The sequence below is a fragment of the Kluyvera cryocrescens NBRC 102467 genome, assembly GCF_001571285.1.
In the GTDB taxonomy this organism is placed as follows: Bacteria; Pseudomonadota; Gammaproteobacteria; order Enterobacterales; family Enterobacteriaceae; genus Kluyvera; species Kluyvera cryocrescens.
In genome coordinates, this window is the sequence record NZ_BCTM01000004.1 from 122,783 (window position 1) to 148,327 (window position 25,545).

A 25,545-nucleotide genomic window follows, 5' to 3' on the forward strand; every position below is an offset into this window, starting at 1 on the left:
CTAAAAGAGTGCAGACGGGGCGTACCCGCTCAGTCATGCTTTGTGCTGCGACGCAATTTTTTCGATGTCGTTGTGCGGGCGGGCAATTACGCGAGAAGTGACCACTTCACCGATGCGTTTTGCCGCTTCCACGCCGGAGTCCACCGCCGCGTTAACCGCGCCAACATCGCCTTTGACCATCGCGGTGACGAGGCCGGAACCGACGTTTTCATAGCCGATAAGCTCGACGTTGGCGGCTTTGCACATCGCATCTGCCGCTTCAATACAGGCCACCAGGCCTTTGGTTTCGATTAAGCCAAGCGCTTCTTTCATCATGTTTTCTCCGGTTTATTCGCTAATTTTGTAGTGCGAGATAATCTTGCTGATGTCGTTATGCGGACGCGCAATCACCAGCGAGGTGACCACTTCGCCGATGCGCTGCGCCGATTCCACGCCGGAGTCGACCGCTGCTTTTACCGCGCCGACGTCACCTTTGACCATCGCAGTGACAAGGCCGGAGCCGACGTTTTCATAGCCGATAAGCTCAACGTTGGCGGCTTTACACATTGCATCCGCGGCTTCAATACAGGCCACCAGACCTTTGGTTTCAATCAGACCTAATGCATCACCCATTTGCGTTCTCCCGGCCTTACGCCTTGTGTTTAATGACGATTTTGTTGATGTCGTTGTGTGGACGCGCAATCACCAGCGACGTCACCACTTCCCCGATGCGCTGCGCCGATTCCACGCCGGAATCGACCGCCGCTTTCACCGCACCGACGTCGCCTTTCACCATCACGGTGACGAGGCCGGAGCCGATGTTCTCGTAGCTAATCAGTTCAACGTTGGCGGATTTGCACATCGCATCCGCGGCTTCAATACAGGCCACCAGACCTTTGGTTTCGATAAGCCCTAATGCATCACCCATGGTTCTTTCCTCTGGACAGGTTGTGTGATTACCGGAAAACCGTCCGCGTCACGGCGTTAACCCACGGCAGCGGCGTTCGAAGGTCACTATAGAGGCTGGCAAGTAAGGTGGAATTTAAATCCGAATAGATTATGTAATTAGAATATTGCTCTGCCATTTAGCTATTTTTAGCGTTCTATTTATCTGTTTATGCTGTTTTGTTGAGGGGTATTTGGCGTTGCGTGTGGCGGTTTTTTAGCCGTTTGTCAAAGGGTTTAAGAATGTTGCTAAGTTGCTAAAAAATTAAGAAGATCAGGTGACGTGGCGCGAGGCTAACTGTGGGACGGCGCAAGTTTTGCCGCTGGAGCTAAACGCAAAAGATGCGGTTTTTGTCCGGCATAGGCAGTCAGGAAAATGGCCGCGCGCGGCGGATCACACTCCGACGTGCAGCGGCGCAGGTGGAACCTCAATCGAAGAGCGGGAATCAATGCTAAGTGGACTGAATCATCTTACCCTTGCCGTGAGCGATCTGCCGGCGAGCGTGGCGTTTTACCAGCAGCTTCCCGGAATGCGGTTACATGCCCGCTGGGACGGCGGCGCCTATCTTTCCTGCGGCGCGTTATGGCTGTGCCTGTCGCTCGACGCCCAGCGGCGAATAACCGCGCCGGAGGAGAGCGACTATACCCACTACGCCTTCAGCGTGGCGGCGGAACAGTTTGCTGAAGTCTGCGCCAAGCTTGCGGAAAACGGGGTCGTGGTGTGGAAGGCGAATCGCAGCGAAGGGGAGTCGTACTATTTTCTCGACCCGGACGGCCATAAGCTCGAACTGCACGTCGGCAGCCTCGCTCAGCGGCTGGCCGCCTGCCGGCAGCGGCCCTATGCCGGGATGGTGTTTTACGATGCGTGAGGCGTTATTCCAGCTTACTGCCGGATTTGAGGGTACAAATCCACAGCGGTGAGTTGATGGAGCTTAGCAAAATGGCTTTGTCGTTAAGCTTCTGCGCGTTTAAAAACAGCCCGTCGTGGCTGTCGGACATCTCGCGCATAAAGTAGTCGAAAATCACGTCCGGTGATTCATCAATCGACGAGGCGCTGGATTCCCATTTGTTGATGCGGTAGTGGCGCTCGGTGGCGGAGATGCGTTTGCTGCTGTAGGTGAATTTGACGTAGCGCTGGAGATAAAGCCAGCCGGCGGCAGAATCGGTATAGCCCTCCACCACCATCGACCCTTTGCCGTTCCCGCCGAAGGTGAAGTGGATATTGCCGTTCACGTTCTCTTTATTCATGTTTTCAAAGCGCATGATGGCTTTGGTGGAGCAGCTCATCGCGCCGTCATTTTCTGCGGGCAGCAAACGCCAGGCACAAAATGCGCCAGCGGCGATAAACAGCAGCAGACAAAGGGCGAAGAAGGGACGCGGGGCAAGTCTCATTGCGGCTTCCAGGAGTAGTAAAAGTAGTTATCGCAGTAGCTAAATGGGTTGTCTTCGTGCATCGCGCAGTGGGCGAGAAATACGCGGCCCAGGCCGTTGGTCTCGAGCCGGTCGCCGTAGAAAAACAAAAAACGCTCGCCCGGCTTACACTCGACGTTTAGCCGTTGGCGCACGTTGTCGAAATTCTTGCCGTAGCCGCTGGCCGAACGCAGCATTTCATCGCTCGCCAGCAGTTCACACTGGCTATGCGTTATCTGCGTCAGGCGGATCGGCCGCGATTCGCCGCTCCCCACCAGGCTAAACGCCACCAGCAGCAGGGCGATGGTCAATAAACAGGCACCGGCGATGTACCAGCACATGCCGCGCGCATGCGGCGTTTGCGCGGGCGGCGTTGCGGCTTCCAGCGCTTGCGGCTCAGAAGCGGCGCGCTCTGCTTCGTTGACAATGGGTTCCTGTGCCGCGACAGGGGATTCATCCATCGGCTGGATAACCACATCGGGGTTAAGCTGCAAATAACCGCGCGAGACGGTGACGATAATATTGTCGATACCGTAGTGGCGACAGGTTTTGCGCAGCATGCTCAGATACTGGTTAAGGTTGCTGTTGGATGAGGTTAATCCATTGTCATCCCAGACTTTTTTCAGTACTTCATCACGACTGATGATGCCGGTGTTGCGCAGAAAATAATTGAGCAGGGCGCTGGCGGTGATCGACAGTTGGCTATCCGGCTCATCGCTTTGCGGCAGCGTGAGCGTGCCGTCGGTGGCATCGTAAATAAAACGGGCATTGATGTTGTAGCGCATCGCGGCCTCAGCAGTGGGCTTCACGCGGGAAGCGTCATCTTATTAAGAGAGGCAACCAGCGTCCGGCGATGTTCCGCGTTCATGGTTATCCCTTCCGTCAACTCAGACAGCCAGATACCGTCTGCGGTATAGCGCACCAGCGTGCCGATTGGGCTGTTATCCAGTTCATCGCCGCGCGCCAGGTGATCCAGCATCCAGTCACGCCAGCATTTTCGCAGCACCGGTTCGTCGGGCATCGCCAGCGACAGCACCATCAGCTGACGGCTTTCATGGGTATCCGTCAGGTCGGCAAGGTAGTTCAGATAGGCGCGGGTAAATCGCCCGTAGCTGACGTTGTCCTGCTGCATCAGCGCGGTGATCGCTTCTTCCATAATTGCCAGCAGTCGGGCAAAAAGGGCAAATATCAGCGCCTGCTTATTGGGGAAGTGGTGGATTAGCCCCCCTTTACTGACGCCCGCCTCGCGGGCCACGGCGTTCAGCGACAGGGCGGCGATACCATCACGACCGGCAATCATCGCCGCTGACTCCAGCAGCTGCTGGTGTAAGCGGACCGGGTCTTTTTTGCGGTGCTGCACTTCGGTATTCATGTGGTGAATCATACCGACCAGACGGTATGTAGATTTTTGATAGCGATCAAAGGCATGAGGATGTCCTTATCATGAATATGGTTAATGCGTGGCGGGTCACAAATTGTCGTATAAATAGGGGGATGTACTGAAGTATTTCGGCAATGCAGGCCGAAGAGATGAAAAATGACGCAGTCGCGACATTTATATCCATAACCTGTTGTGGGCGAAATTCTCACCGATTCATCGTTCTTTAACGGCGCGGAGACCTGCTATTTATAACAGGGCAGATGCAATAGAAAATTATTCGATATTGGGTGATGTCGTGGCATGGTAGAGGGTGAGTAGTCATAAGAATAATGAGAGGCTTAAGTAATGAAAGAAATTGATTTTTATATGGTCGATGCCTTCACCTCCGACACCTTTGGTGGTAATGCTGCGGCAGTCTGCCCGCTCATCGAGTGGCTGCCTGATGCGACATTATTAAAGATGGCGCAGCAGCATAACCAGTCGGAAACGGCGTTTTTTGTGACTACCGACAGCGGTTTTGAGCTGCGTTGGTTCACCACCCAGGGGGAAATTAACCTCTGCGGCCATGCGACCCTTGCCGCCGCCCACGTGATTTTTGAATACCTCGATTATCCGGACGCCACGGTTCGCTTCGACACCCGCTTTGTCGGCCCACTGGCGGTGACGCGCAGCGGCGACTGGTTAACGCTCGATTTCCCGGCATGGCGCACCGAGCCCGTTACGCCACCGGCTCTACTGCTGGAGGCGCTGGGCATCACGCAATATAAAGAGGTGCGCGCGGCGCGGGATTATATGGTGGTGCTGGAGACTCAGCAGCAGGTTGAAGCCGCCAGCCCGGATATCCACGGCATGCAACCGCTGGGTAAAATGGTCTGCATTACTGCTCCGGGTGAAGGAGACTATGATTTTGTTAGCCGCTTCTTCTGCCCAGGAGAGGCCGTCGCCGAAGACCCGGTCACCGGTTCGGCGCACAGCATGCTGATCCCCTACTGGGCGGAAAAACTCAACAAAACGCAAATGCTGGCGAGGCAGGTCTCCGCCCGTGGCGGCGATCTCCGCTGCCAGCTGCTGGGCGAACGGGTGCATATTGGTGGCCAGGCAACGACCTATTTGATTGGCAAAGTGTTGTTGCGGTAGGTGAGGGAAAGGTTGGTCTCAGCGCTAGTTGAAGTGGGAGACCAACTTTCTAATGTGTTGAAGGGCTGTTAGGTGCCAACAGCAGACGAAAGCGTTTCAGAAAAAGTCGAAGTTATTTCAAATATAAGACTGGCTCGACTACCGGGGCGGGGCTATCTCTGTTCGTTACCTAAGTTTATTAATAAACAATTCTAAAGATTACATTTTTGTAACTTTAACTATCCTTAAAAGGCATTGGTCCTATTCAGTGCCAGCCGAGGATATGCTTCAGGTTTTATAAGACATATACCGCTGGCCTTTCCGCCTACTCATTCAGGAAAGTCTTATGAAAGTTCACGTCATAGCATCCGCTGTCTTGCTGGCACTGACATTCTCGCCGCCTATTTACGCAACTGATGCCCCCCTTTCGCCATTGATGAAACAACTCAATAACGGCAACTGGTTGGCTCAGGATGAGGCACAGTCGCTCAGCGACGAATTGTATTATCAGGATGCTATCCAGGCATATATTCAAACGTTACCCCTGCTGAATACCATTGGTTTACGTGATGGTTCTGAAGCTGCATTTGGGAAAGGCTATAATGTTCTGCCTATCTGGAAAGAGCGTATGGACAGCCGTGCGGTAGTGCCAACGCCGAACGGTGACGTAATCTATTCGATGAGTTACCTGGATCTTAAAGAAACGGGCCCGCTGGTCATCAAAGCGCCGCCGAACGTTATCGGCATGTTTACCGACTTCTTCCAAAAAACGATTACCGACGTTGGCGCGATTGGACCGGACCGTGCGCGTGGCGGACTCTATCTGTTGCTGCCGCCGGACTATGAAGGGCCAGTACCGCAGGGTTACTACGCATTCAAATCATCGACCTACAATGTATTCCTCTTTTTCCGAACCATCATGGGTAAAGGCGATGGCAAACCCGATCCGGTTCCGGCGGTGAAAAATGCCGAGACCACGCGCGTTTATCCGCTGTGGGATGTCGAAAAAGAAGTCAAGCCGATGCAGTTCCCGGATGCCAGCGGTAAGCGCGTCAATATGATGTATCCGACGGACGCCAGCTACTGGAAAAAGGTGAAAGACTTTGTGGATTACGAGCCGTTGACGGCGATCCCTGACGCAACCCGCAGCGCATTGTTGAGCATCGGGATTGTCAAAGGCAAACCATTCGCACCTACCGCTAAACAGCAGGAGATGTTGAAGAAGGCGGTTGAAGCGGCGCCGCGCATGATCCTCGCTCGTCGTCAGGTTGGCCGCGACGACCAACGCCAGCTTTACTACAAAGATCGTCAGTGGGAAACGTCATGGGCAGGTGCTACCGCCGAGTGGATGCAATACGGTACGCTGGATGCAAACCAGCGCGCGGCATTCTTCCAGATTGCATACTCCAGTGCCGCTGCAATGGTGATGCACACCACAGGGGCGGGTTCCAAATATCCATTCGCCACGAAAGACAATACCGGCAAATTCCTCGACGGCAGCAACACCTACAAATTGCACCTACCGCCAAACCCACCGGCCGCGCTGTTCTGGGCCGTTACTGCCTATAACATTACCGATGGCACCATGCCTGAAACCGATCAACTGCTGCCTTCGACCAATGGTTATTACAACATTCCTAAAAATCAGGATGGCTCTATCGATCTGTGGTTTGGGCCGAACAAACCTGAAGGCGTGGCGGACAGTGCGTTTATTAAAACGGTGTCCGGACGGAATTTCCTCGTTGCATTACGCCTTTATGGTACAGAAGACGGTTTCTATGACCAGACCTGGGTACCGGATGATTTGGTTCAGACTAATAAATAATAGCGAGATATAAGATGAAAGTGAGATACCTGGCTTTATTTACCGCTTTGACAGTAAGTGCGGGGGCGTTTGCACAAAGCGCACCTCTGACTATCCCGCATCCGACCAAGTTTGACGAGCTAGCGCAGCCGTCAGCCGATGTCACCATGCCTGAAGCATATGTCAAGGCAATAGCACAGCAGGCCTACATCTGGGGCTGGCCGATGGTGAACCAGTTCAACCGCCGTGAAACTATCACGAAGGCACCTTACCCGGCGCTTAACGGCGGAATGGTGCCGGTTGCCCCGATGGGGCAGCTCAGTATGCTCACCGACTACATCAAGCCAGAAGAGACCTTCGTGACCTGCCCAAACCAGGATGTGGCCTACGGCCTTGGCTTCTTTGAGCTGGAAAAAGGGCCGATCGTGATTCAGGTACCTGATTTCGGCGATCGTTTCTGGGTATATGCCATTTATGATGCCCGTACCAATCAGATTGGTAATGTCGGTAAACCTTACGGAACCAAGCCGGGCTTTTACCTGCTGGTGGGGCCAGACTGGAAAGGGGAAACGCCAAAAGGCATTAACGGTGTCATTCGCTCCTCTACCGAAATGGCGAACATAATCCCGCGTATCCAAATGGACGATACCCCGGAGGACCGCAAAGCGATTCAGGCTCCTATCAAAGAGGTGATGACCTATCCGCTTAGCCAGTTCGATGGGAAGATGAAATCCTATGAATATTCCAAAATACCGGCTATTGGTGATAAACCAGACGCCAGCTCAGGCGAAACCAAATGGGTCATTCCGGAAAAATTCTTCGATCAGTTTGCCAACGTGCTGAATAAAGTTCCGCCGCTGCCGGGTGAAGAGGCGATGTATGCTCAGTTCCGTCACCTGGTTGAAGCCGGTAAGAAGAACCCGGACATTCGCAAATGGATGGATGAAACCGCCGTTGAAACCGACAAAACGGTAATTTCTGAGTTCTTCAAATGGAAAAATAACGGCGTTCCGGCGGGTAATGGCTGGAACCGTTCGAAGCATAACGCGGAGTTTGGCGTCGATTACTACAACCGTACCGGTACGGCAAAATCGAATATGTTCGACAATAAACCGAACGAAACCCAGTATTTCTACACGGATGATGATGCAGCGGGTACGCAGCTCTCGGGTGATAAGAGCTACACCGTCACCTTCCCGAAAGGTGAACTGCCGCCGGTGAAGGGCTTCTGGTCATTGACGCTGTATAACAGCAAACATCTGTTCAGCCCTAATGAGCTTAACCGCTATTCATTGGGGACCAAAAACAAGAATCTGAAGTTTAACGATGATGGTTCTCTGACGCTTTATGTCAGCAAAACCCGTCCTGCGGAAGACAAAATTAACAACTGGCTGCCAGCGCCTGATGGCACCTTCTCACTCTACATTCGCGCATACTGGGGTGAGAAATCGATAATTGACGGAACCTGGCAGCCGCCAAAAATTGAAACTGCAAAATAAGCAAACCAAGTAGCCCTCTGTTTCTGACCGAGGGCTTTTTTCTAACGTTTATGGCCGTCGATTTTTCGCTCACAGCGGCCCCCCAGGAATTAAAAGCAGAAAAACACCCCAACACAATTCTGCACGGTGAAGAGTCGCTCATCGTTAACGTTCATATTTTCAATATATCAATGACTATCCACAGGGCGGGGGAGATGTTGCGATGAGAATAATAGAGAAACAATCCTTCCATTCGCGGGCTGTTACGCTGCAACACTCTGATAAGCTTACCGTGCTCTGAACCATCTGTGACCCGTTCCACAGGGGCATAGGCTAACCCGAAGCCCAGCCGGGCTGCTTACAGGTGAGCTGCAAAAGGGCGCGCATCGCCTGATAGCGTCTGGTGGATACCCGATGTTGCAGCGGCGCAGCCCCTGTTTTTCTGGCAAAGCATAGCGATTTAAATTCTTTGTTATTTCAGGCGTTATCCCGGATCTTCATACCCTATATTCACTGGCGGAAAGGGCGTCTGAAGGAATGGGTAAACGAAACTCCCTCTATTTGCACCAACAGCAACGAGAACATATTCACCAGCTTTCAACCAGCATCCTGTGGCGCAGCGAACTCCCGACCTGGATAATCATGGTAGCCATTTATGGCGGCTGGTTTGCGACCCTGGTGAACTGGCAGGCGTTGGGGTTATATCCCGCCACCGTGCTGCTTATCGGCTTTACCGCCTGGTACATGTCGCTACAGCATGAGTTGATCCACGGACATCCCACCCGATATCCCCGGCTGAACCAGCTTTTTGGCACACTGCCGCTGGCGGTCTGGTATCCGTATGGCCTGTACCGCGACTCCCATCTGGCGCATCACCGTAATGATCATCTAACCGTCCCGGTGGACGATCCTGAGTCTTATTACTTTAGCGATGAAAGTTGGGCGCGGTTTCGGCCGTGGCAGAAGCGGGTGATTCATCTGCGTAACACCTTTATCGGACGGCTGTTGCTGGCGCCGCTGATAGATATTGTGCAGACGCTGGGCAGCGCCTGGGCCGCGTTTCGCCGCGTACAGGTTGCCGCCATGCTGATGTGGGTCATCCACGGGGCCTTACTCGCCGTGCTTTTTGGCTGGATGTCGCACCTTGGCTTCTCCCCGCTGTGGTTTGTTCTGGCGGTGAGTTACCCCGCGCTGGCGCTGACCAAAGTGCGATCTTTTTTTGAGCATCGGGCGGCGGACGATCCGCTGGCGCGTTCGGTCATCAACGAGGCCGGGCTGTTCTGGCGGGTCCTGTTTTTGAATCTTAACTATCATTCTGTACATCACGATCTGCCGGGTGTGCCCTGGTATGGGCTGAAGGCCGTTTACCTGCACAACCGCGATGCCTATCAGCAGCGCAACCACGGTTTTCTGGTGAAGGGATACGGTGAATGGTTACGCCATTTCTGGGGGAAACCGGTGGATGTGACGGTGCATCCGGGGAGTTATAAAGGAGAAGGTCATGAGTGATCCGCTGGCATTCCCGATGTACGCCGTTAACCGCCACGACACCGATGCCCTGTGGCTGGCGGTGTAGAAACTGCTGGTTGCCCGTGGCGTGCCGGTAGGGAGCCTCACGCCAGTGTTGCCACAGGAGGCGCTGGCGGCACATTGGCAAAACCCGCAGCTGATCCTGAGCCAGACCTGCGGTTACCCACTTGTAACGCAGCTTTTGGACGTTCAGGTGGTCGGGTGTTTTCACTACACCGCGCCGGGCTGCGAGAACATCTATTACCGCAGCGTGCTGGTGGTGCGTGAAGAGGATAAGCAGCAAACCTTTGCTGATTTTCGCGGCCGACCGGTGGTCTGCAATTCCACCGATTCGCAGTCAGGTTACAACGTACTGATGAAAATGGTGACGCCACTGGCGATGAACGGGCGCTTCTTCTCGCGCGTTGTCCTGAGCGGCAGCCATCGTCAGTCACTTCATGATGTGAAGCGCGGTGAAGGGGATATCGCGGCCATCGACTGCGTAACCTGGGCGCTATTACAACGTCATGAACCCGCGTTACTGGACGGGCTGGCGATTATCGACCACAGCCCGCTGGCGCCTGGATTACCGCTCATCACCGCCGGGGAAACCTCTGCCGACACGCTTGCTGCGCTGCGTGAGGCACTGCATACGCTGGTGACGGCGGCGCAATACCGGGAAATTTGTGCCGCGCTGCTGATTGGCGGGTTTAGTGAGGTGTCTCGTGAGTCTTATTCGTCGTTACTGGACTGGCGTAGGGCGGCGCAAACAGCCGGTGTCACCCGGCTGTAGCTTTTCAGGCAAAGTTATTTCTGGCCAGTGGAAGGCCGAGTTTTTCCCGCAGCGTTCCCGCCGCATATTCGCCTTTCATCACCCCTTTGGCTTTTAGAATCGGGACAACCTGTTCAGCGAAGCTGTCAAAATCCCCTGGCAGCAGCGGGAACATCAGGTTAAAGCCGTCTGCGGCCCCGGAAAGATAGATGTCCGCCAGCGTGTCGGCAACCTCCTGCGCACTGCCAATCACCAGCCAGCTGTCGGAGCTTTGCAGCAACAGACGACCCAGCTCGAGAATTGACAGGGCAGGGTCGTAATCCCGGATGAGTTGCAGCACGGTGCGAATACCGTCGAAGTTTGCTTCGTCCGGCAGCGGCGGCAGCGGTTTATCGTAGGGATAAGGGCTCAGATCCAGCTTCAGATAAGCCGACAGCAGATCGATAGCCATCCGATCGCTCATCAACTGCGCGTTAAGCTGCTGGCGCTCGGCTTTTTCGGCTTCGGAATTCACCACCACCGGCAACACCCCGGCGATGATTTTAAAGGTTTCAGGTGAACGTCCGAGCGCTTTCAGGCGCTGATTCATCTCCTCGCGGTAGGCTTTTCCCTGCTCGATGGACTTGATAAACACAAAGTGCATATCCGCCCTGCTGGCGGCGAGTTGTTTACCGGCGTCCGAAGAGCCAGCCTGCACAAGAACAGGATGCCCCTGCGGCGGACGTGGCACATTAAGCGGGCCACGCACCTTAAAGAAATCTCCGTGATGGTTAAGACGATGCACTTTGTCGGCATCGGCAAACAGGCCGCGCTGTTTATCAAACAGGAGCGCGCCATCTTCCCATGAGTCCCACAAATGGGTGACCACATCGATAAACTCCCCGGCGCGCTGGTAACGATTACCATGCTGCGGGATCTGATCCAGACCGAAATTGGCGGCTTCTTCTTCCAGCCAGGAGGTCACAATATTCCAGCTTGCACGTCCGTTACTCAGGAAATCGAGCGAGGCGAAGTAGCGCGCCAGGTTATAGGGTTCGGTGTAGGACGTTGAAGCGGTTGCCATCAGGCCAATATTGTCGGTTACGGCTGCCAGCGCCGAGAGTAGCGTCAGCGGTTCAAGGCGGGCATTGGCGTAATGGGCAAGGCCGCTGTCCCAGATCCCGGTATGATCGGCAATGAACAAGGCGTCAAGCGTAGCGGCTTCGGCCTTGCGGGCAAGGGCGGTGTAGTAACTGAGGGTGAAAACCTCGTGTTCGGGTGCGTCCGGGTGACGCCATGAGAACCGATAATCACCCTGCGGATTGAAAAAGAACAGGTTCAGGATCATGGTGTTGTGCGACATTGTGGGGCCTGCGTCAGGTTGTGGCCGCTCCCTGGCCATTGAATGATGAAAAGCGTTAAAGATTGGTGTTGACCCATTGTTGTGCCACGGCAGCCGGATCTTTGTGCTGGAGGTCGACCTGCTTGTTCAGCTCGACCAGGGCGGTGTTATCCAGCTTGTGAGACACCTGATTGAGGATGCCGTCGATTTTTGGCGTCAGCGCCGCTTTGCGTACCAGCGGGACAACGTTCTGGCTTGGCTGCTCGTGTTTATCATCTTCCAGTACCACCCAATCCTCTTTGGCGAGCGATCCCTGGGTGGATATCACCGTTGCCACATCAATTTTTCCGGAGTTCAGCGCCAGGCGGGACAGCGGCCCGCCCATGTCGAGGGATTTCACCTCTTTAAACTCCAGCCCGTAGACGCGCTTTAAGCCCGGCAAACCGAGGGCGCGAACCGGAAATTCCGGTGGGCCGCCGATCACCATCTCGTGTGCAACAGGCGTCAGATCGGAGAGTTTGCTTAACCCGTATTTTTTGGCCGTTTCGGCGCGGACGGCCCAGGCCGTGACCGAACTGGCGGGAGAGGGGGTGAGCAGCGTGAATTCTGCCGGCAGCACTTTTGCAAGCCCGGCACTGACGTCGCTCTGGGTGGTCGCCAGGGTTTTAGTGTCATAATAATTCAGCAGTGCGCCGAGATATTCCGGGACAATATCTATTTCGCCGCTTTGCAGGGCCGGAATAATAATTTCGCGGTTGCCCAGATTAAGCCGGGTTTTAACATCAATATTATTTTTCTTTAATGCACTGGCGTAAATATTGGCAAGAATTGAGCTTTCGGTAAAGTTCGCCCCGCCAATGGTGACGGTTTCCGCCAGGGTGGTAAAACTTAAGCTGAATAATCCTGCCGCCAGAAGGGATAACTTAAATCCACGGCGGTTAAACGCTTGCCATAATGATTGCTTCATAGTGCCTCTTTTTTGCAGGTGGTTATTATCATGATTCAGTTATTGCGGGTGCGGCCTTTGACTGAAATAACACGTTGTTGATAAGTGAAAATATCCCCTCGCAGGCAAGTGCCAGCAGCGTTACCACGAGGGAGCCGGAAATGACCTGCGGTATATCGCGCTGCCCAAGACCATCAATCAGGAAGCGGCCCAGCCCGCCCAGCCCGGCATAGGCGGCGACTACCGCCGTGGCGATAAGCTGCAACAGCGCGGTGCGTATTCCGGCAAAGATCAAGGGCATCGCCAGCGGGATGCGCAGCTGCCACAGGCTCTGTACGGGCGTCATACCAAACGCGGTGGCGGCGTCGCAAAGGGTGCGATCGGCGTGGTAAATCCCCACCCAGGTATTGGTCAGGATCGGCGGGACAGACAAGGCGATTAGCGCAAGAAATACCGGCACATCACTGAAACCAAACAGAATAATGCACAATAAAATCAGGCCAAGAGAGGGGATCGCCCGGCCAATGTTGAACAGGTTGATGACCAGGAAAGCCCCTTTGCGCCAGTAGCCCAGCGCCACCCCCAGAGGTAACGCAATGGCCGAGGCGATAACCATGCTCACCAGCACATACCAGAGATGCTCGCGTAAGCGCAGCAGGATCCCCGTATCGCTGAGCCAGTGGTCTGGCTGAATTAACCAGTGCCAGGTTGCTGTTAAGATGTCCATTAGCGTGCCCACGGAGTAATCCAATAGCCCAGACGCGCTATCAGAGAGTCAAAAATAAACGACAGCACCAGGCTCAGCACCACGCTCACCACAATCGGCGTAAGGAAATCCTGGTTAAAGCCCGACAGCAGCAGTTGCCCAAGACCGCCCTGACCAATGAGCGCCGTGACCGTGACCAGCCCGACCAGCGTGACCGAGGCAATACGCAGCCCAGCAAACAAAGACGGGATAATCAGGTGCAGCTCAACGTCAACAAACCGGTACCAGCGCGTGTAGCCCAGCGCGCGGGCGGATTCGAGCACGTCCGACGGCAGCTTTTCTATCCCGGCGACCACGTTTCGTAGCAGGATCAGCAGTGAATAGAGCGTCAAGCCGATCGCTGACGTGGTGAGTGACAGGCCGGTAAACGGGATCAACAGAATAAATAGCGCCAGCGAAGGGATGGTAAACAGCACCCCGCACAGACCGAGCAGTGCCGGAGCCGACGCGGGCCAGCGCAGGGTCAGGCCAATCAATATCCCGGTGAGAACCGTGCCGAAAAAGAGCGATACCGCCACCAGCAGCGTGTGCTGCCAGAGCAGGGCGGCAATCGAGCCCTGATTATCCGCAATCCATTGCCAGTCAATCATAGCGGCGAACATCCACATGCCCGTTCAGTACGTGCTGGAGCAGCCCGTGGGAAATACTTCCCTGATACTGACCGTCGCCGTTGACGTGCACCAGCACCCCGCCCGGCGCATCCAGAAGTGCGCTGTATGCGAAACGCAGGGAGTGAAGCGCCTTCAGGGTGAGTGAAACGGGCAGAGTGGTGCGCCGCTCAGGATCGAGCCAGTACAACGGGCGCTGCTGTTTATCCAGCACCAGCCGCAGCGGGCTGGCAACCACCGGGTGCTGGCTGAAAATTGGGGTTAGCGTCTCGTCCACCAGGGGAACATCGTGACGCGGCAGCTGCCCAACCTGAAGCCGGGCAAGGCGTTTTAAGTTGGGCTCAGGCCCGATGAATCGCGCCACGAACTCGCTCGCTGGCTGGGTGAGGATATTATCGGGCGTATCAAACTGAGCCAGGATACCCCCTTCCTGAAAGATGGCAATTTTATCGCCCAGGCGAATGGCTTCGTTGATGTCATGGGTGACGAGCACGATAGTTTTGTGCAGGCGTTGCTGGAGTTGCAACAGCTCGTCCTGGAGCTTTTCTCGCACGACCGGGTCGATGGCCGCAAAGGGTTCATCCATTAACAGAATAGGAGGATCGGCCGCCAGCGCACGGGCAATCGCCACACGTCCTTGCTGCCCGCCAGAAAGCTGGTGGGGGTAGCGTGCAAGCAGGCTCGGGTCGAGGGACATGATCTCAACCAATTCATCAATCCGTGCCTGAATATGCTTTTTATTCCAGCCAAGAAGGCGCGGAACCGTGGCGATATTTTGGGAAACAGTCCGGTGCGGGAATAAGGCTGCACTTTGCATCACAAAACCTATTTTTCGGCGCACCTGAATAATATCGGCATCGGCGATTTTAATTCCCTGAACATAAACCGCACCGGCATCCGGGATATCCAGTTGATTAATCATACGTAATATCGTGGTTTTCCCGCAGCCACTGGGGCCAACGAATGTGCAGAATTCACCTTCATTGATAACGATATTTAATTTTCCGATCGCGGCGTGCGTACTACCAGGGTACGTTTTGTTTATGTTTTCGAGTTTTATCATATGAAACAATAGCGCCCTGAAATTATTGCATTTATATAAAACACAAATTACAGAGGCGATGAACAGGGCGCAAATATGATATTTGCATTTGTATTGCAGGTATTTGGATTTTGATAATGGGTGATACAAAAATAGTGCGGTCGTCGATAACATCCTCTCTCCCGGGAGAAGAGGGAACATATCACAGCAAAAAATAGCTCAGACCTGAAAACGCCACCATCCCCACAAGCATCGTCGCAAAAAATCAATGGAGAGCAGGTCATATCTATAATATAAAATGGCGGGCACGCAGAGCTTTACAGGAACATCACCGATGAATATTACCGCCTCCATTGCCCTTTTGAGCGCTTGCCCATTTGTGAGTCTGGCGGCAGTGCCGGCGACCTTTTCCGAAACTGTCCTGGATGCCGCCGGGCCAAAAGGTTCTTTGAAAGGTACGTTACTCACTCCAAATTCAAAACCAACCGCTGTTGTTCTTATTGTTCCAGGATCCGGGCCGACCGATCGGGATGGAAACAACCCGTTTGGTGTGAATGCATCGCCTTACCGACTTCTTGCTGAAGGCCTGGCTGAAAAAGGTTTTGCAACGCTTCGTATCGACAAACGTGGAATGTTCTCTAGCGCAATGGCCGTAGAGGATGCCAATGCAGTGACGATTTCTGACTATGTTGACGACGTTCGCTCCTGGATAAAAGTACTTAGAAGTCAGTTACACACTCCCTGTATTTGGATTTTGGGACATAGCGAAGGAGGCCTGGTCGCGCTTGCTTCGGCTCAAGAAGAGGACGTGTGCGGCGTGGTTCTTATCGCAACACCCGGGAGGCCGATGGGCGAGATGTTGAGGAGGCAACTTAAAGCTAATCCGGAAAACGAAATGTTATTAAAACAGGCATTGCCGATAATTGATGCTCTGGAACATCGGCGGCGGGTCGATATTACGAATATGCCTCCAGCGCTGCAAATTCTCTTTAATCCTGCTGTTCAGGGATTTTTGATCGATGCGTTTTCATATAATCCAGGCCATCTCATTTCGACCATTTCCAAACCCGTGCTAGTGCTACAAGGGCAACGCGATCTCCAGGTGGAAGAAACAGATGCAAGACTGCTTAAAGCCGCTAATCCTCAAGCATCCCTGGTGATATTGCCCAATATGAACCATGTTATGAAAGAGGTGACATCGGACGATCGAAAGGCGAATATCGCGACATACGCTGAACCAGTGCTCCCCTTAGCTCCCGGCGTAATCGACTCGATTGACCATTTCCTGACCCATAGCTCACCTACTCCATAGGTCTTTTCCCCCACAGCGTAGGGAGACCAGTACGGCAAAGCTGGCTGACTATGAGCTGATCCCGGGTGGAGACGCGCTGAACGAAGACCTGTCACTTGCCGCTTGATGAGACTGGAAGCCTTCAGGCCTGAAAGAACAGTTGGCTTAGCCCTGCAGTCGGTGCCGATAATGTTTCAGGACAACGTGTGTCACGATTTGGCCGTAAATAAAGCCACCCAGCCCAGCAAATATTACGGTGCCGGTTATGCCGCCAAAGTGTGCTCCCACGCCGCTGAAAGCCCCGCAGAGGGCGAGACCGGCCCATGTTTGCCAGTGCCGGAAGGCCGATTTATACGCGCTCCGCCACCGTCTTCCGCGCTCCCGAAAAGATAAATCTTTGAGTTCGGTAATACTTTTTAAGGTCCAGTAGATTTTCACGGTGATTTCCTAAGTCCGCTGTCTAAGCGAAGGGAAACATAAAACACCGGCAAAAGAAAGGATTACCCATTGTCCGCACCTCACTCATAGCAGACCTCCAGCCAATTTGGTTTGTCCGTTCCATTCCAGAATCAGATGTGAGCATTCTATATAAAAGGTCAGGGTGGCATTTATAATAATTGCCACTTGATCGGACAACCTACAGGGCCTGACTCCGTCCGTTGCTTACATAATGTCAAGCCCAGCAATATCGATAGCTATTAAGCGAACGCACTAGCGAAAGTCTTTTATATCACCCGGCCCATCTTTTGTATTTTTCCTAACATAGCCCGCATTTTGCTCTTCTTTTCTTATATGTTTTTTTTGTTGTAGTTCAATATTGAGAATAAAAAGTAAAAGAATCACAAGAGGGGTTTAGAGTGATTTATCCATAATGTTAACTACTAATGAATTTAAAGTAACATTACGTAATATTTCTCTTTTTCATTTCTCATAGACGAGAATTTGCATGTCATGATATAATGGGACAGAAAAACGTGTCGCTTTATTAAGCTGCCGTTAATGTAAATACATTTTTGAGGAGACTGTTCCAGTGGGACGTAAATGGGCCAATATCGTTGCTAAAAAAACGGCTAAAGACGGTGCAACGTCTAACGTATATGCAAAATTCGGTGTAGAAATCTATGCCGCTGCTAAACAAGGTGAACCAGACCCAGAATCAAACTCAGCGTTAAAATTCGTTATTGAACGCGCAAAACAAGCCCAGGTTCCAAAGCACGTTATTGATAAAGCCATTGATAAAGCCAAAGGCGGCGGAGACGAAACGTTTGTGCCAGGCCGTTATGAAGGCTTTGGGCCAAATGGTTCAATGGTCATCGCTGAAACATTGACTTCAAACGTTAACCGCACGATTGCCAATGTCCGCAACATCTTCAATAAAAAAGGCGGCAATATCGGCGCGGCTGGTTCTGTCAGCTATATGTTTGACAATACCGGTGTGATTGTATTTGCAGGTACTGACCCTGACCGTATTTTTGAAATTTTGCTGGATGCTGAAGTCGAAGTTCGTGATGTTACCGAAGAAGAAGGGAACATCATTATTTATACCGAATCTACCGATCTTCACAAAGGTATTGCCGCGTTGAAAGCAGCGGGCATTACTGAATTCACATCTACAGAATTAGAAATGATTGCTCAAGCAGAAATTGAACTTTCAGAAGAAGATTTAGCAATCTTTGAAGGTCTCGTTGATGCGCTTGAAGCTGACGATGATGTTCAAAAAGTCTATCATAACGTTGCCAATCTTTAATTAAAGAGCTGTCATCATGGCAGCTTTTTAAATGATAAAGCTGCTATAAACAGTATATCTTCTGACCAGATATACTGTTTATAAAAATAGATAAAAGGCCGTCTGTCAAAAGAAATTATATTAATTGAAGCCCCTGGTCCTAACTCTCCGATAAGAGAGAATAAAGGAGCACCTGCAAGTTCAGCCTCTCGAAATACGCTTCAAAAAAAGAAGTAACCGCTATTTATGCAAGAGGGCAGTCCAGTAATTAACGGCCAGCTACTCACCGCCCATATCCCCAAGACAAGAAATATACTTCTCCCCCGAAATTTGCACTATCTCATCGGCATTCTGCGTAATATCTTTCCCTTCAAACGCGCCGTAGAGTTGCTTAAATTTCACCGTACTCAGTCGCTGGATGATGTCGCGAACCGTCGCGGCTGGCAGCGGCAGGAGGTTAGGGTAACTCCACATAAACGAGACGGCACGTGCGCCGGGAGTGACCTGCACGATGTCGCCGGAAAGTATCACGCCTTCATCTCGCGCCCAGTACAGAACGCAGCCGCCCGCAAAATGACCGCCGAGGCGGATCACCCGGACATCGCGGGTCAGCTTAAGGGCGTCGCCTTGCCAAAAACGTATCCACGGGCTGTCGCGCATGACCCACTGGCGGTCATTGTCATGAAGGTAAATGGGGGCGTTAAATTCCGCGGCCCAATCCTGCATGGTGCTGTAGTAATGAGGATGTGATATGGCGATGGCCTTAAGCCCCCCGAGAGAGTGAATGAGCGTTTTGGTGGCGTCATCGAGCGTGGGAATACAGTCCCACAAAATGTTGCCCTCTGGCGTGCGGAGAATAAATGCGCGTTGGTCGATAGCAAAATCAGGCACGGTACGGAAGCTGAGGAGCGAATCGTCGTGCTGTTGCCACTTATTGGTGTGCGAAGCGCGAAGGGCGTCAAAATCGACCCATTGTTGACCACTTGCGGGAACATACTGGCGTTCATCTTCACAGATAGGACAATGTGTGGGATGAGTATCGGCTATCTCATAGGACGTCCCGCAGGCTTTGCATAATGTAATCATTCCGCTCTCCTCAATGTGCCGTTTCGCCAGGGGCGCACTCGGTAGGTGCTGTTTCATCACGATTTAAACACAGTCAGCCTGGCACACCCGGGTATCGCGATGTGCTTGATTGTGCGGTTGTTGAGCGAGCAGCAGAAATAAAAGGGGGGCTTTTGGCTGGCGCTAATGACTTTTAAGGGCGCATTTTTAGCACCCTTAAAAGCGTTTTACTTTACCGTTTGCGAGCTAAAACCCGGCATTGCGCAGGGGCAGAGGTTAACGGTCAAAAATATCGACGGCGACTTTACCGTTTTTGTGGAACACACATTGCCCGGTGTAGGTTAGCTCATTACCCAGACCGTTCTTCGCCTCAAATTCGACCTGGATAGTGCGTTCATCATCCTGGTTAATAAAGTCGGCTGATCCCATCAGGATATGAAAATCCGCGCTGTCCGGATGTTTTAGACGGGATTTAAGCAACTGGACGCATTCCCCCATGCTTCCCGGCGCATTTTTCTCCAGGTTTTCACGTTCTGCGGCGCGGCGGGCGGTGTCGCTCATCCCCACGGCGGGAGCATTTTCGGCGGTATACCATTTTCCAGCGCTGTCTTTCAATTCCGATGCTTTGAAGTGCCATTGGTTGTTATTTGCGCAGTTAACGAAATAACGCACGTTTTTCTTCGTCGATTCATTCACGATGGCGGCTGTTTCTACCTGGTCGCAGTCCGGGGATTGCGCCACGCGGAAGGCGGCGGAGTGGGTTCCTTTTGCGGCTTCGGCTAATCCCTTTTTACCCAGCGCTTTGTTCAGCATTGGAAATTGGTCGGGAGTGTAATCGTCGAAGGCGTATTCGGCTATTTTGCGGGTGTAGCCGGTATCAACGGCAGGTGGCCTATCTGCCGCGGTCTTATCCTGCGTGGTGTCAGTGGTTGCGGCAACCGGTACCGCCTGTGTACTTGATGCGGAAGGCGGTGCGCTATTGTCGCTATCGGTACAGGCTTTAATGACCACAAAGGCGATAAACAGAACCACCGCTAATTTTATATATTCTGACTTTTTACTCTTATCCATGTGTGACTCGTTTTAATAATAGCTACGGCTGTTGTTCTCTGGCCGCTATGAAATAAAGGGGGGATTTCGCCCGGATAATACGCCAATACAATTGGTCTCCTGAGTCAGTCCGCTGTTAACTTCCCAGAGAGGAGATATCGAAATTGTTCCCGTTTATGATAAATCTACTTGGGTGATGGTGGCAAAATGGAAACCGATAAAAATGAAGATAAGACTCGTCTCAGCTGAAGAAGCGGAAGCCTGTTGGAAGATTCGTAATCTCTCTATTCGGCAGGGCTGTCAAACTAGCTATAGCCAGGAGGTCCTCACGGCCTGGACGCCGGAAGAGATGCCGGAAGGTTACCGAGTGGTGATAAAGGAAAACCCCTTCTTTGCCGTTGATATTACCAACGTTGGGTTGGTAGCTACGGGCTATCTTGATGTGTCGGCGGGCACCGTGGAGGCGATTTTTACTCTGCCGGATTTTACGGGTAAAGGATTGGCCAGCCAGATTATTACAGCCATTAAAAATGAAGCGCGGAGTCGGGGATTTAAACAATTAACCCTCTGCGCAACGCCGAACGCGCAAACTTTTTATGAACGCCATGGTTTTCATTTTATCCAGCAAAATATCTCTCCGTCGCGACTGATTCCGGAAGGTTTGCCCTGTATCGATATGGCTATCAATCTGTAGAGGCTATTTCCTCATCGCGACGGATAAACGACCGCCATTGCCTAACCCGGTATCAATCCAGTAGTGTTATTGGAAATAAAATAATCATAAAGCGGGCATATGCATCTGGATTTTCGCCAACTACGCAACTTCGTCGCGCTGGTTGAATACGGCAGTTTTAATCGTGCGGCGGAAGCGGTCTGTCTGTCGCAGTCGGCGTTCAGCCGCAGCATTCAGGCGCTGGAGCAGAGCGTCGGTCATCCGTTATTCGACCGACAAAGTAAGCTCCCGACGCTCACATTGCATGGGCAAAAGCTGCTGCCCTACGCGCGGCGCTTTCAGGAACTCAACGTTGAACTCAGCAGCCAGCTGCGTGAAGCGGACGATGCGCAAAACGGTGAGGTGGCCTTTGGCTGCGGCCCGGCCCCGGGGGCGCGGTTGATTCCAGCGGCCGTCGGCGAGTTTCACCGACAGCTCCCGCAGGCGCGGGTGCGCTTTCATATCGATAACTGGTTTGCCCTGCATCATGCGCTGACCACCCAGCAGTATCCGTTCGTGGTGGCCGATAGCTGGCAGGCCGAACTGGACCCGCAGCTGCGCGTTCAGCCGCTCAGCCCACAGCGCTGCTTTTTTGTCTGCCACGCCGAGCATCCACTGGCGCAGCAGGGGCCGGTTTCCATTCAGACCATGCTGCGTTATCCCTTCGCCGCGCCGTATTTACCGCCGGGCGTGCGCAAGGTACTGGCCACGCTAAGCCAGCAGCAGGACTTTACCCCGGCGATCCAGTGCGATCATATCTACGCGCTGCTTTCGACGTTAGCCCATACCGATGCGATAAGTTTTGCCAGCGAAGATGGCTTCGCACTGTGCCAGCACAGTCATCGGCTGGTGAAGCTGGAGCTGAGCGATTTGCCGGATGAGTGGCGGCTGATGCAGACCCGGTTTGCGATTATCTCCCCGGTTCATGCGGTGCAGCCACCGCTGGTGGAAAAGCTGATTGAGATTATCCTCCTGCTTGACCGCCAGCATCACAGTTTGAGGCTGGCGCAGGGGGAAGGGGCTTAACCGGCGTTGGCGGGGTGGCCTTTGCTATCGTACTGCGGCCACTGTTTTTCCAGTTGCTGGGTTTTCAGCGCCTGCTCAACAAACTGGCCGTCGGCCCACTGGCTAGCGTCAAATGCGCTGCGGATAAGACGGCCCGCTTTCGCCTGCTCTACGCTGCTGCTAAAACTGTCGGCCAGGAACGGGTCGATGCGCGGCGAGGTGCTAAAGTTAAGTTCCTGCGGTTTTAACTCTTCAAGGAACAGCGCCTGCGGGATCTGGCTCTGTTTGGCCATCTCGGCGGACCAGGCCTGAGTATTGGCCGGGTCGCTGATCTCAGCCGCATTTTTCACCAGCACGTTAATAATCTGCTGGGTCGCCTGCGGCCAGCTTTCGATAAAGGTCTGGGTGCCGAGGAACGCCGCCTGTGTGGTGTTCTGGCGGCCCGAATCACCGCTTTTCACCACCACATCAATCTTATCGCCGCGCAGCGCCAGCAGGGAGACGCCGCCCCACACTGCATCCACGCGCCCGGCCGCCAGCGCCGCTTTACCGGCGGTCCAGTCGAGGTTAATCACCTGCAGGCTGCGCTCATTGAGGCCAACGGTCGCCAGCGCGCGGTCAAAAGCCAACTGATCCGCCGTGCCGCGGTATACCGCCACCCTTTTGCCCTTCAAGTCCGCCAGCGTTTTAATCCCCGAGGCTTTGGTCGCTGCCAGATACGATTCGGAGCCACGGCTGCCCAGCAGCAGGCGCGTCGGCAGGCCGTTGGCTTTGCCAATAATCGCCGCCAGATCGCCAAGATAAACGAAATCGAGCTGTTGGTTGGCTAAGGCTTCATTCACCGCCGGGCCCGCGCCTTTGAAAAATTGCCATTTCACTTCCACGCCCTGCGGCTTAAACACCTCTTCCAGTTGATGGCGAATATAGGCCATCCCGACCGGCCCCTCGATAAACGGCTGGCTTCCGGCGCTTTGGTCCGGCACGCCGATGCGAATGGTGCGCAGCTCCTCGGCCTGAGCGCTGGCCAGCAGGCCAAACACGGCAACCAGCGCCAGCGAGGTACGGCTAAAAAATGCTTTCATCATAAGTTATTGCTCCAGTGAGTTTTTTCTCACCCTAATAAGCCAATGGGCAAACTGTTAAATGCTTTTATTCGCAAAGAATGGGTGAAAAAAAGCTAAATCAGAGGCGGCGTGCCCGGCAGGCTGAAATGCATTCGTTGCATCGGGATTATTCGCTTAACGCAATGGCGGCGCGGCGCAAGGCACGTTTTTATAGCGACATAACTTGCCGATAAGTGGACCAATATGTCGCAGATGATTTTAAGAACAGGCATGACCGGTAGGCCGAGCGTCAGGCTTAACGGCTGGCCGTGGCTGCTGCCGGTATTGGTGCTGTTGCTGTGGTTCGTCGCCGCGCAGCAGCGCTGGATGCCGGAGCAAATCCTGCCCGCGCCGTCGGTGGTCGCCGAGACCGCGTGGTCGCTGTTAAGCGGCGATCTGCTGGCGCAGTGGGGATTTAGTCTTCAGCACCTAGCGCTTGGCCTGCTGCTGGGGGCGATAGCCGGCACGCTGCTTGGCGCGCTGTTTGGTCTGGTCCCGGCAGCCGCCCAGCGAGTCGAGCCGCTGTTTTATGCGCTGGCGCAGATCCCAACGCTTGGGTGGATCCCGCTGTTTATGGTGCTGTTCGGTATCGATAACGGCCTCAAGCTGGCGGTGATTGTGAAAACCACCGTGGTGCCGATGACCATCAACACTCAGCAGGCGGTCTCCAGCGTGCCGCTGGCGCTCAGTGAAGCGGGGCGGGTGATGAATTTTTCCCGCTGGCAGCGGCTGCGCTGGCTGGTGCTCCCGGCGAGTCTGCCCGGCTGGTTTACCGGCCTGCGGCTGGCGCTGTCGCAGGCGTGGGTTTCGCTTATCGTGGTTGAACTGCTGGCCTCATCGGAAGGGATTGGCTACCTGATGCTCTGGGGGCGTCAGCTGTTTCAGCTGGATATTGTCTTCGTCACCATCGCGGTCGTTGGCTTCAGCGGCATGCTGATGGAGTGGGCGGCAAACCGCGCCTATTCGCGGCTGGTGTTCTGGCCGCAGCCGGCAGCGGGTCGTCTGGCGTGGAAACCGCAGGCCAGCTGGCGCGCGCTGCAATTACCCCTTGTTCTGCTGGTGCTGTGGCAGCTCGCGACCCAGTGGGGCTGGATTGATGGGGCATTATTCTCGTCGCCGCTGGCGGTGGGCGAGCGTTTTGTGCAGGGCGTGGCCAATGGCGAGCTTAGCGCCGCGATGCTGGCAAGCCTCGGTAGGGCGTTGGTTGGTGGCGCTATCGGTATCGCCAGCGGACTGCTGTGCGGGTTGCTGCTGGCGCTGCGTCCACGCGCCGGGCAGATTTTCACGCCCACCCTTAACGTCCTGCGCCATATCGCGCTGTTTGCCTGGCTGCCGCTGCTGACCGCCTGGGTCGGCAACGATAACGGCGGCAAAATCGTCTTTATTGCGCTGGCATCGTTCTTCCCGATGTTCTTTAGCACGCTTCAGGCGGTGCTCCAGCGTAACCCGCAGCTCGATGAAGTGGCCCAGGTGCTGCGCTTAAGCGGCCTGACGCGCCTGCGTCGGCTGATCCTTCCCGGTGCCGCGCCGGGGATTTTTTCCGGACTTCGGCTGGCGCTGATTTACGCCTGGCTTGGCAACATCGGTGCCGAATACTTCATGTCCTCCGGCATCGGTATCGGCAGCCTGATGATCAATGCCCAACAGCTGCTGGATATGCCAACCATTCTCTGCGGCATGGTGCTTATCGGCCTGACCGGTGCGGCGCTGGATAAAGCCGGACGTTTACTGGAATTTCGCGCCACCCGCTGGCGTCAACAGGAGCAACGATGACCACATCGACTTTGGTCTCTTTTCAGCATGTGCGTAAATCCTGGCAACAGGTGACGGCCGTGCACAATTTCAGTCTCGACATTGCCGCCGGTGAACTGGTGGCGCTGGTGGGCAGTAGCGGTTGCGGGAAATCGACCCTCCTGCGAATGCTGGTTGGCCTGGAATCCGTTACTCAGGGCGATATTCGTATTAACGGCGAACCGGTGACCGGCGTCGGTAAAGAGCGCGGCATCGTGTTTCAGGAACCGCGCTTGTTTCCATGGCTGAACGTGGTCGACAACGTGATGCTGGGGCTGGCGGATGAAAAACTGAGCCGTGGGGCGAAGCGCCAGCGGGCGCTGGAAATGCTCGACCGCGTGCAGCTCACCGAGTTTGCCAGCGCCTTGCCCGCGCAGCTTTCCGGCGGTATGGCCCAGCGGGTGGCCATTGCGCGAGGTCTGGTCGCCCGGCCGCAAATTCTGATGCTGGATGAACCTTTCGGCGCGCTGGACGCCCTGACGCGCCATACCCTGCAACAGGAACTTTTACACATTCATCAAAGCGCGGGAACCACTACGCTGCTGGTGACCCACGACGTGGAAGAGGCGGTGGCGCTGGCCGACCGGGTGGTGGTGCTGTCGCCGCGGCCGGGGCGAATCAAAGAGATCGTCAGCCTCGCGCTGCCGCATCCACGCCAGCGTGACGACGCCTCGTATACCGCCGCCTGTCGGCATATTCGCAATCTGATTACTTCTGCCTGATTT

Annotated in this window: 27 protein-coding genes and 1 pseudogene; 12 read left to right on the plus strand and 16 right to left on the minus strand. The window is 54.1% G+C overall.

All coding sequences use genetic code 11. From position 1 onward, the window contains the following. Positions 1 to 33: 33 nt before the first annotated feature. The 3 genes from KCR01S_RS03940 to KCR01S_RS03950 are packed head-to-tail and all read right to left on the minus strand — an operon-like array spanning position 34 to position 907. Positions 34 to 312: a BMC domain-containing protein gene (locus KCR01S_RS03940; protein ID WP_015585230.1), complete on the minus strand. Its 279-nt coding sequence runs from the start codon at positions 310 to 312 to the stop codon at positions 34 to 36. A 15-nt stretch (positions 313 to 327) separates the two neighbouring features. Then, on the minus strand, positions 328 to 612 hold the full coding sequence (locus KCR01S_RS03945; protein ID WP_061279934.1) for a BMC domain-containing protein: 285 nt from the start codon (positions 610 to 612) through the stop codon (positions 328 to 330). 16 nt (positions 613 to 628) lie between these two features. Then, positions 629 to 907 (minus strand): BMC domain-containing protein, encoded by a 279-nt coding sequence (locus tag KCR01S_RS03950; protein WP_010634659.1) that lies wholly within the window; start codon positions 905 to 907, stop codon positions 629 to 631. A 466-nt stretch (positions 908 to 1,373) separates the two neighbouring features. Between KCR01S_RS03950 and KCR01S_RS03955 the strand changes: the two genes are divergently transcribed. Further along, entirely contained in the window at positions 1,374 to 1,793 is a 420-nt protein-coding gene (locus KCR01S_RS03955) for a FosA family fosfomycin resistance glutathione transferase (protein ID WP_061280023.1), read from the plus strand. 4 nt (positions 1,794 to 1,797) lie between these two features. Here the strand turns inward: KCR01S_RS03955 and KCR01S_RS03960 are convergent, their stop codons facing one another. Genes KCR01S_RS03960 through KCR01S_RS03970 form a run of 3 tightly spaced genes read right to left on the minus strand, consistent with a single transcriptional unit; the run spans position 1,798 to position 3,718 of the window. Then, positions 1,798 to 2,316 (minus strand): FidL-like protein, encoded by a 519-nt coding sequence (locus KCR01S_RS03960; protein WP_061279936.1) that lies wholly within the window; start codon positions 2,314 to 2,316, stop codon positions 1,798 to 1,800. Next, a complete protein-coding gene (locus KCR01S_RS03965; protein WP_061279938.1) occupies positions 2,313 to 3,119 on the minus strand; it encodes a winged helix-turn-helix domain-containing protein in 807 nt (268 codons plus the stop codon). The genes KCR01S_RS03960 and KCR01S_RS03965 overlap by 4 nt, the downstream gene beginning before the upstream one ends. Positions 3,120 to 3,139: 20 nt before the next feature. Then, on the minus strand, positions 3,140 to 3,718 hold the full coding sequence (locus tag KCR01S_RS03970; protein ID WP_061279940.1) for a TetR/AcrR family transcriptional regulator: 579 nt from the start codon (positions 3,716 to 3,718) through the stop codon (positions 3,140 to 3,142). Positions 3,719 to 4,060: 342 nt separating this feature from the next. On the opposite strand from KCR01S_RS03970, the gene KCR01S_RS03975 reads away from it, so the two are divergent. The 3 genes from KCR01S_RS03975 to KCR01S_RS03985 all read left to right on the plus strand — a co-directional run bounded on the left by KCR01S_RS03975 (position 4,061) and on the right by KCR01S_RS03985 (position 8,134). Continuing rightward, positions 4,061 to 4,852 (plus strand): PhzF family phenazine biosynthesis protein, encoded by a 792-nt coding sequence (locus KCR01S_RS03975; protein WP_061279943.1) that lies wholly within the window; start codon positions 4,061 to 4,063, stop codon positions 4,850 to 4,852. Between the two features lie 325 nt (positions 4,853 to 5,177). Then, positions 5,178 to 6,656, plus strand: coding sequence for a DUF1254 domain-containing protein (locus KCR01S_RS03980; protein ID WP_061279945.1), 1,479 nt, complete (start codon positions 5,178 to 5,180; stop codon positions 6,654 to 6,656). Positions 6,657 to 6,670: 14 nt separating this feature from the next. Continuing rightward, on the plus strand, positions 6,671 to 8,134 hold the full coding sequence (locus KCR01S_RS03985; protein WP_061279948.1) for a DUF1254 domain-containing protein: 1,464 nt from the start codon (positions 6,671 to 6,673) through the stop codon (positions 8,132 to 8,134). Positions 8,135 to 8,285: 151 nt separating this feature from the next. On the opposite strand, the pseudogene KCR01S_RS23860 reads toward KCR01S_RS03985, so the two are convergent. Continuing rightward, positions 8,286 to 8,471 (minus strand): annotated as a pseudogene (locus KCR01S_RS23860) (LysR family transcriptional regulator); the annotation flags it as partial. 179 nt (positions 8,472 to 8,650) lie between these two features. On the opposite strand from KCR01S_RS23860, the gene KCR01S_RS03990 reads away from it, so the two are divergent. Continuing rightward, positions 8,651 to 9,622 carry a fatty acid desaturase gene (locus KCR01S_RS03990; protein ID WP_061279950.1) on the plus strand — a complete coding sequence of 324 codons (972 nt, stop codon included), beginning with the start codon at positions 8,651 to 8,653 and terminating at the stop codon, positions 9,620 to 9,622. 70 nt (positions 9,623 to 9,692) lie between these two features. Further along, complete coding sequence (locus tag KCR01S_RS03995; RefSeq protein ID WP_244886188.1) at positions 9,693 to 10,415, plus strand: phosphate/phosphite/phosphonate ABC transporter substrate-binding protein; 723 nt, start codon at positions 9,693 to 9,695, stop codon at positions 10,413 to 10,415. 4 nt (positions 10,416 to 10,419) lie between these two features. Here KCR01S_RS03995 and KCR01S_RS04000 read toward each other — a convergent pair whose 3' ends face one another. Genes KCR01S_RS04000 through KCR01S_RS04020 form a run of 5 tightly spaced genes read right to left on the minus strand, consistent with a single transcriptional unit; the run spans position 10,420 to position 15,098 of the window. Further along, a complete protein-coding gene (locus tag KCR01S_RS04000) occupies positions 10,420 to 11,736 on the minus strand; it encodes an LLM class flavin-dependent oxidoreductase (protein WP_061279953.1) in 1,317 nt (438 codons plus the stop codon). Between the two features lie 55 nt (positions 11,737 to 11,791). Next, on the minus strand, positions 11,792 to 12,682 hold the full coding sequence (locus KCR01S_RS04005) for an ABC transporter substrate-binding protein (RefSeq protein WP_061279955.1): 891 nt from the start codon (positions 12,680 to 12,682) through the stop codon (positions 11,792 to 11,794). A 28-nt stretch (positions 12,683 to 12,710) separates the two neighbouring features. Next, the gene (locus tag KCR01S_RS04010) at positions 12,711 to 13,388 is read right to left on the minus strand and encodes an ABC transporter permease (protein ID WP_061279957.1); all 678 of its coding nucleotides are present in this window, start codon (positions 13,386 to 13,388) and stop codon (positions 12,711 to 12,713) included. Then, positions 13,388 to 14,017: an ABC transporter permease gene (locus KCR01S_RS04015; protein WP_061280025.1), complete on the minus strand. Its 630-nt coding sequence runs from the start codon at positions 14,015 to 14,017 to the stop codon at positions 13,388 to 13,390. Before KCR01S_RS04015 ends, KCR01S_RS04010 begins: the two co-directional genes overlap by 1 nt. Next, a complete protein-coding gene (locus KCR01S_RS04020; RefSeq protein WP_061279959.1) occupies positions 14,010 to 15,098 on the minus strand; it encodes an ABC transporter ATP-binding protein in 1,089 nt (362 codons plus the stop codon). Before KCR01S_RS04020 ends, KCR01S_RS04015 begins: the two co-directional genes overlap by 8 nt. Positions 15,099 to 15,411: 313 nt before the next feature. Between KCR01S_RS04020 and KCR01S_RS04025 the strand changes: the two genes are divergently transcribed. Continuing rightward, a complete protein-coding gene (locus tag KCR01S_RS04025; protein WP_082767929.1) occupies positions 15,412 to 16,389 on the plus strand; it encodes an alpha/beta hydrolase in 978 nt (325 codons plus the stop codon). A gap of 144 nt (positions 16,390 to 16,533) precedes the next feature. Here the strand turns inward: KCR01S_RS04025 and KCR01S_RS23865 are convergent, their stop codons facing one another. Beyond that, complete coding sequence (locus tag KCR01S_RS23865) at positions 16,534 to 16,806, minus strand: hypothetical protein (protein WP_072277081.1); 273 nt, start codon at positions 16,804 to 16,806, stop codon at positions 16,534 to 16,536. Positions 16,807 to 17,398: 592 nt separating this feature from the next. On the opposite strand from KCR01S_RS23865, the gene KCR01S_RS04030 reads away from it, so the two are divergent. Then, on the plus strand, positions 17,399 to 18,115 hold the full coding sequence (locus KCR01S_RS04030) for a YebC/PmpR family DNA-binding transcriptional regulator (RefSeq protein WP_052282617.1): 717 nt from the start codon (positions 17,399 to 17,401) through the stop codon (positions 18,113 to 18,115). A 258-nt stretch (positions 18,116 to 18,373) separates the two neighbouring features. Here the strand turns inward: KCR01S_RS04030 and KCR01S_RS04035 are convergent, their stop codons facing one another. Beyond that, positions 18,374 to 19,180: an MBL fold metallo-hydrolase gene (locus KCR01S_RS04035; protein ID WP_061279961.1), complete on the minus strand. Its 807-nt coding sequence runs from the start codon at positions 19,178 to 19,180 to the stop codon at positions 18,374 to 18,376. A gap of 255 nt (positions 19,181 to 19,435) precedes the next feature. Next, positions 19,436 to 20,230, minus strand: coding sequence for a hypothetical protein (locus tag KCR01S_RS04040; RefSeq protein ID WP_061279963.1), 795 nt, complete (start codon positions 20,228 to 20,230; stop codon positions 19,436 to 19,438). A gap of 202 nt (positions 20,231 to 20,432) precedes the next feature. Between KCR01S_RS04040 and KCR01S_RS04045 the strand changes: the two genes are divergently transcribed. Continuing rightward, positions 20,433 to 20,903 (plus strand): GNAT family N-acetyltransferase, encoded by a 471-nt coding sequence (locus KCR01S_RS04045; protein ID WP_061279964.1) that lies wholly within the window; start codon positions 20,433 to 20,435, stop codon positions 20,901 to 20,903. A gap of 99 nt (positions 20,904 to 21,002) precedes the next feature. Continuing rightward, complete coding sequence (locus KCR01S_RS04050; RefSeq protein WP_061279967.1) at positions 21,003 to 21,947, plus strand: LysR family transcriptional regulator; 945 nt, start codon at positions 21,003 to 21,005, stop codon at positions 21,945 to 21,947. Here the strand turns inward: KCR01S_RS04050 and KCR01S_RS04055 are convergent. Beyond that, positions 21,944 to 23,011, minus strand: a complete 1,068-nt coding sequence (locus KCR01S_RS04055) for an ABC transporter substrate-binding protein (protein ID WP_061279970.1) — start codon at positions 23,009 to 23,011, stop codon at positions 21,944 to 21,946. The two genes, KCR01S_RS04050 and KCR01S_RS04055, sit on opposite strands and share 4 nt — an antisense overlap. A gap of 222 nt (positions 23,012 to 23,233) precedes the next feature. On the opposite strand from KCR01S_RS04055, the gene KCR01S_RS04060 reads away from it, so the two are divergent. Next, positions 23,234 to 24,802, plus strand: a complete 1,569-nt coding sequence (locus KCR01S_RS04060; protein WP_061279973.1) for an ABC transporter permease — start codon at positions 23,234 to 23,236, stop codon at positions 24,800 to 24,802. Further along, entirely contained in the window at positions 24,799 to 25,542 is a 744-nt protein-coding gene (locus tag KCR01S_RS04065) for an ABC transporter ATP-binding protein (RefSeq protein ID WP_061279974.1), read from the plus strand. Before KCR01S_RS04060 ends, KCR01S_RS04065 begins: the two co-directional genes overlap by 4 nt. The last annotated feature ends 3 nt before the right edge of the window (positions 25,543 to 25,545 follow it).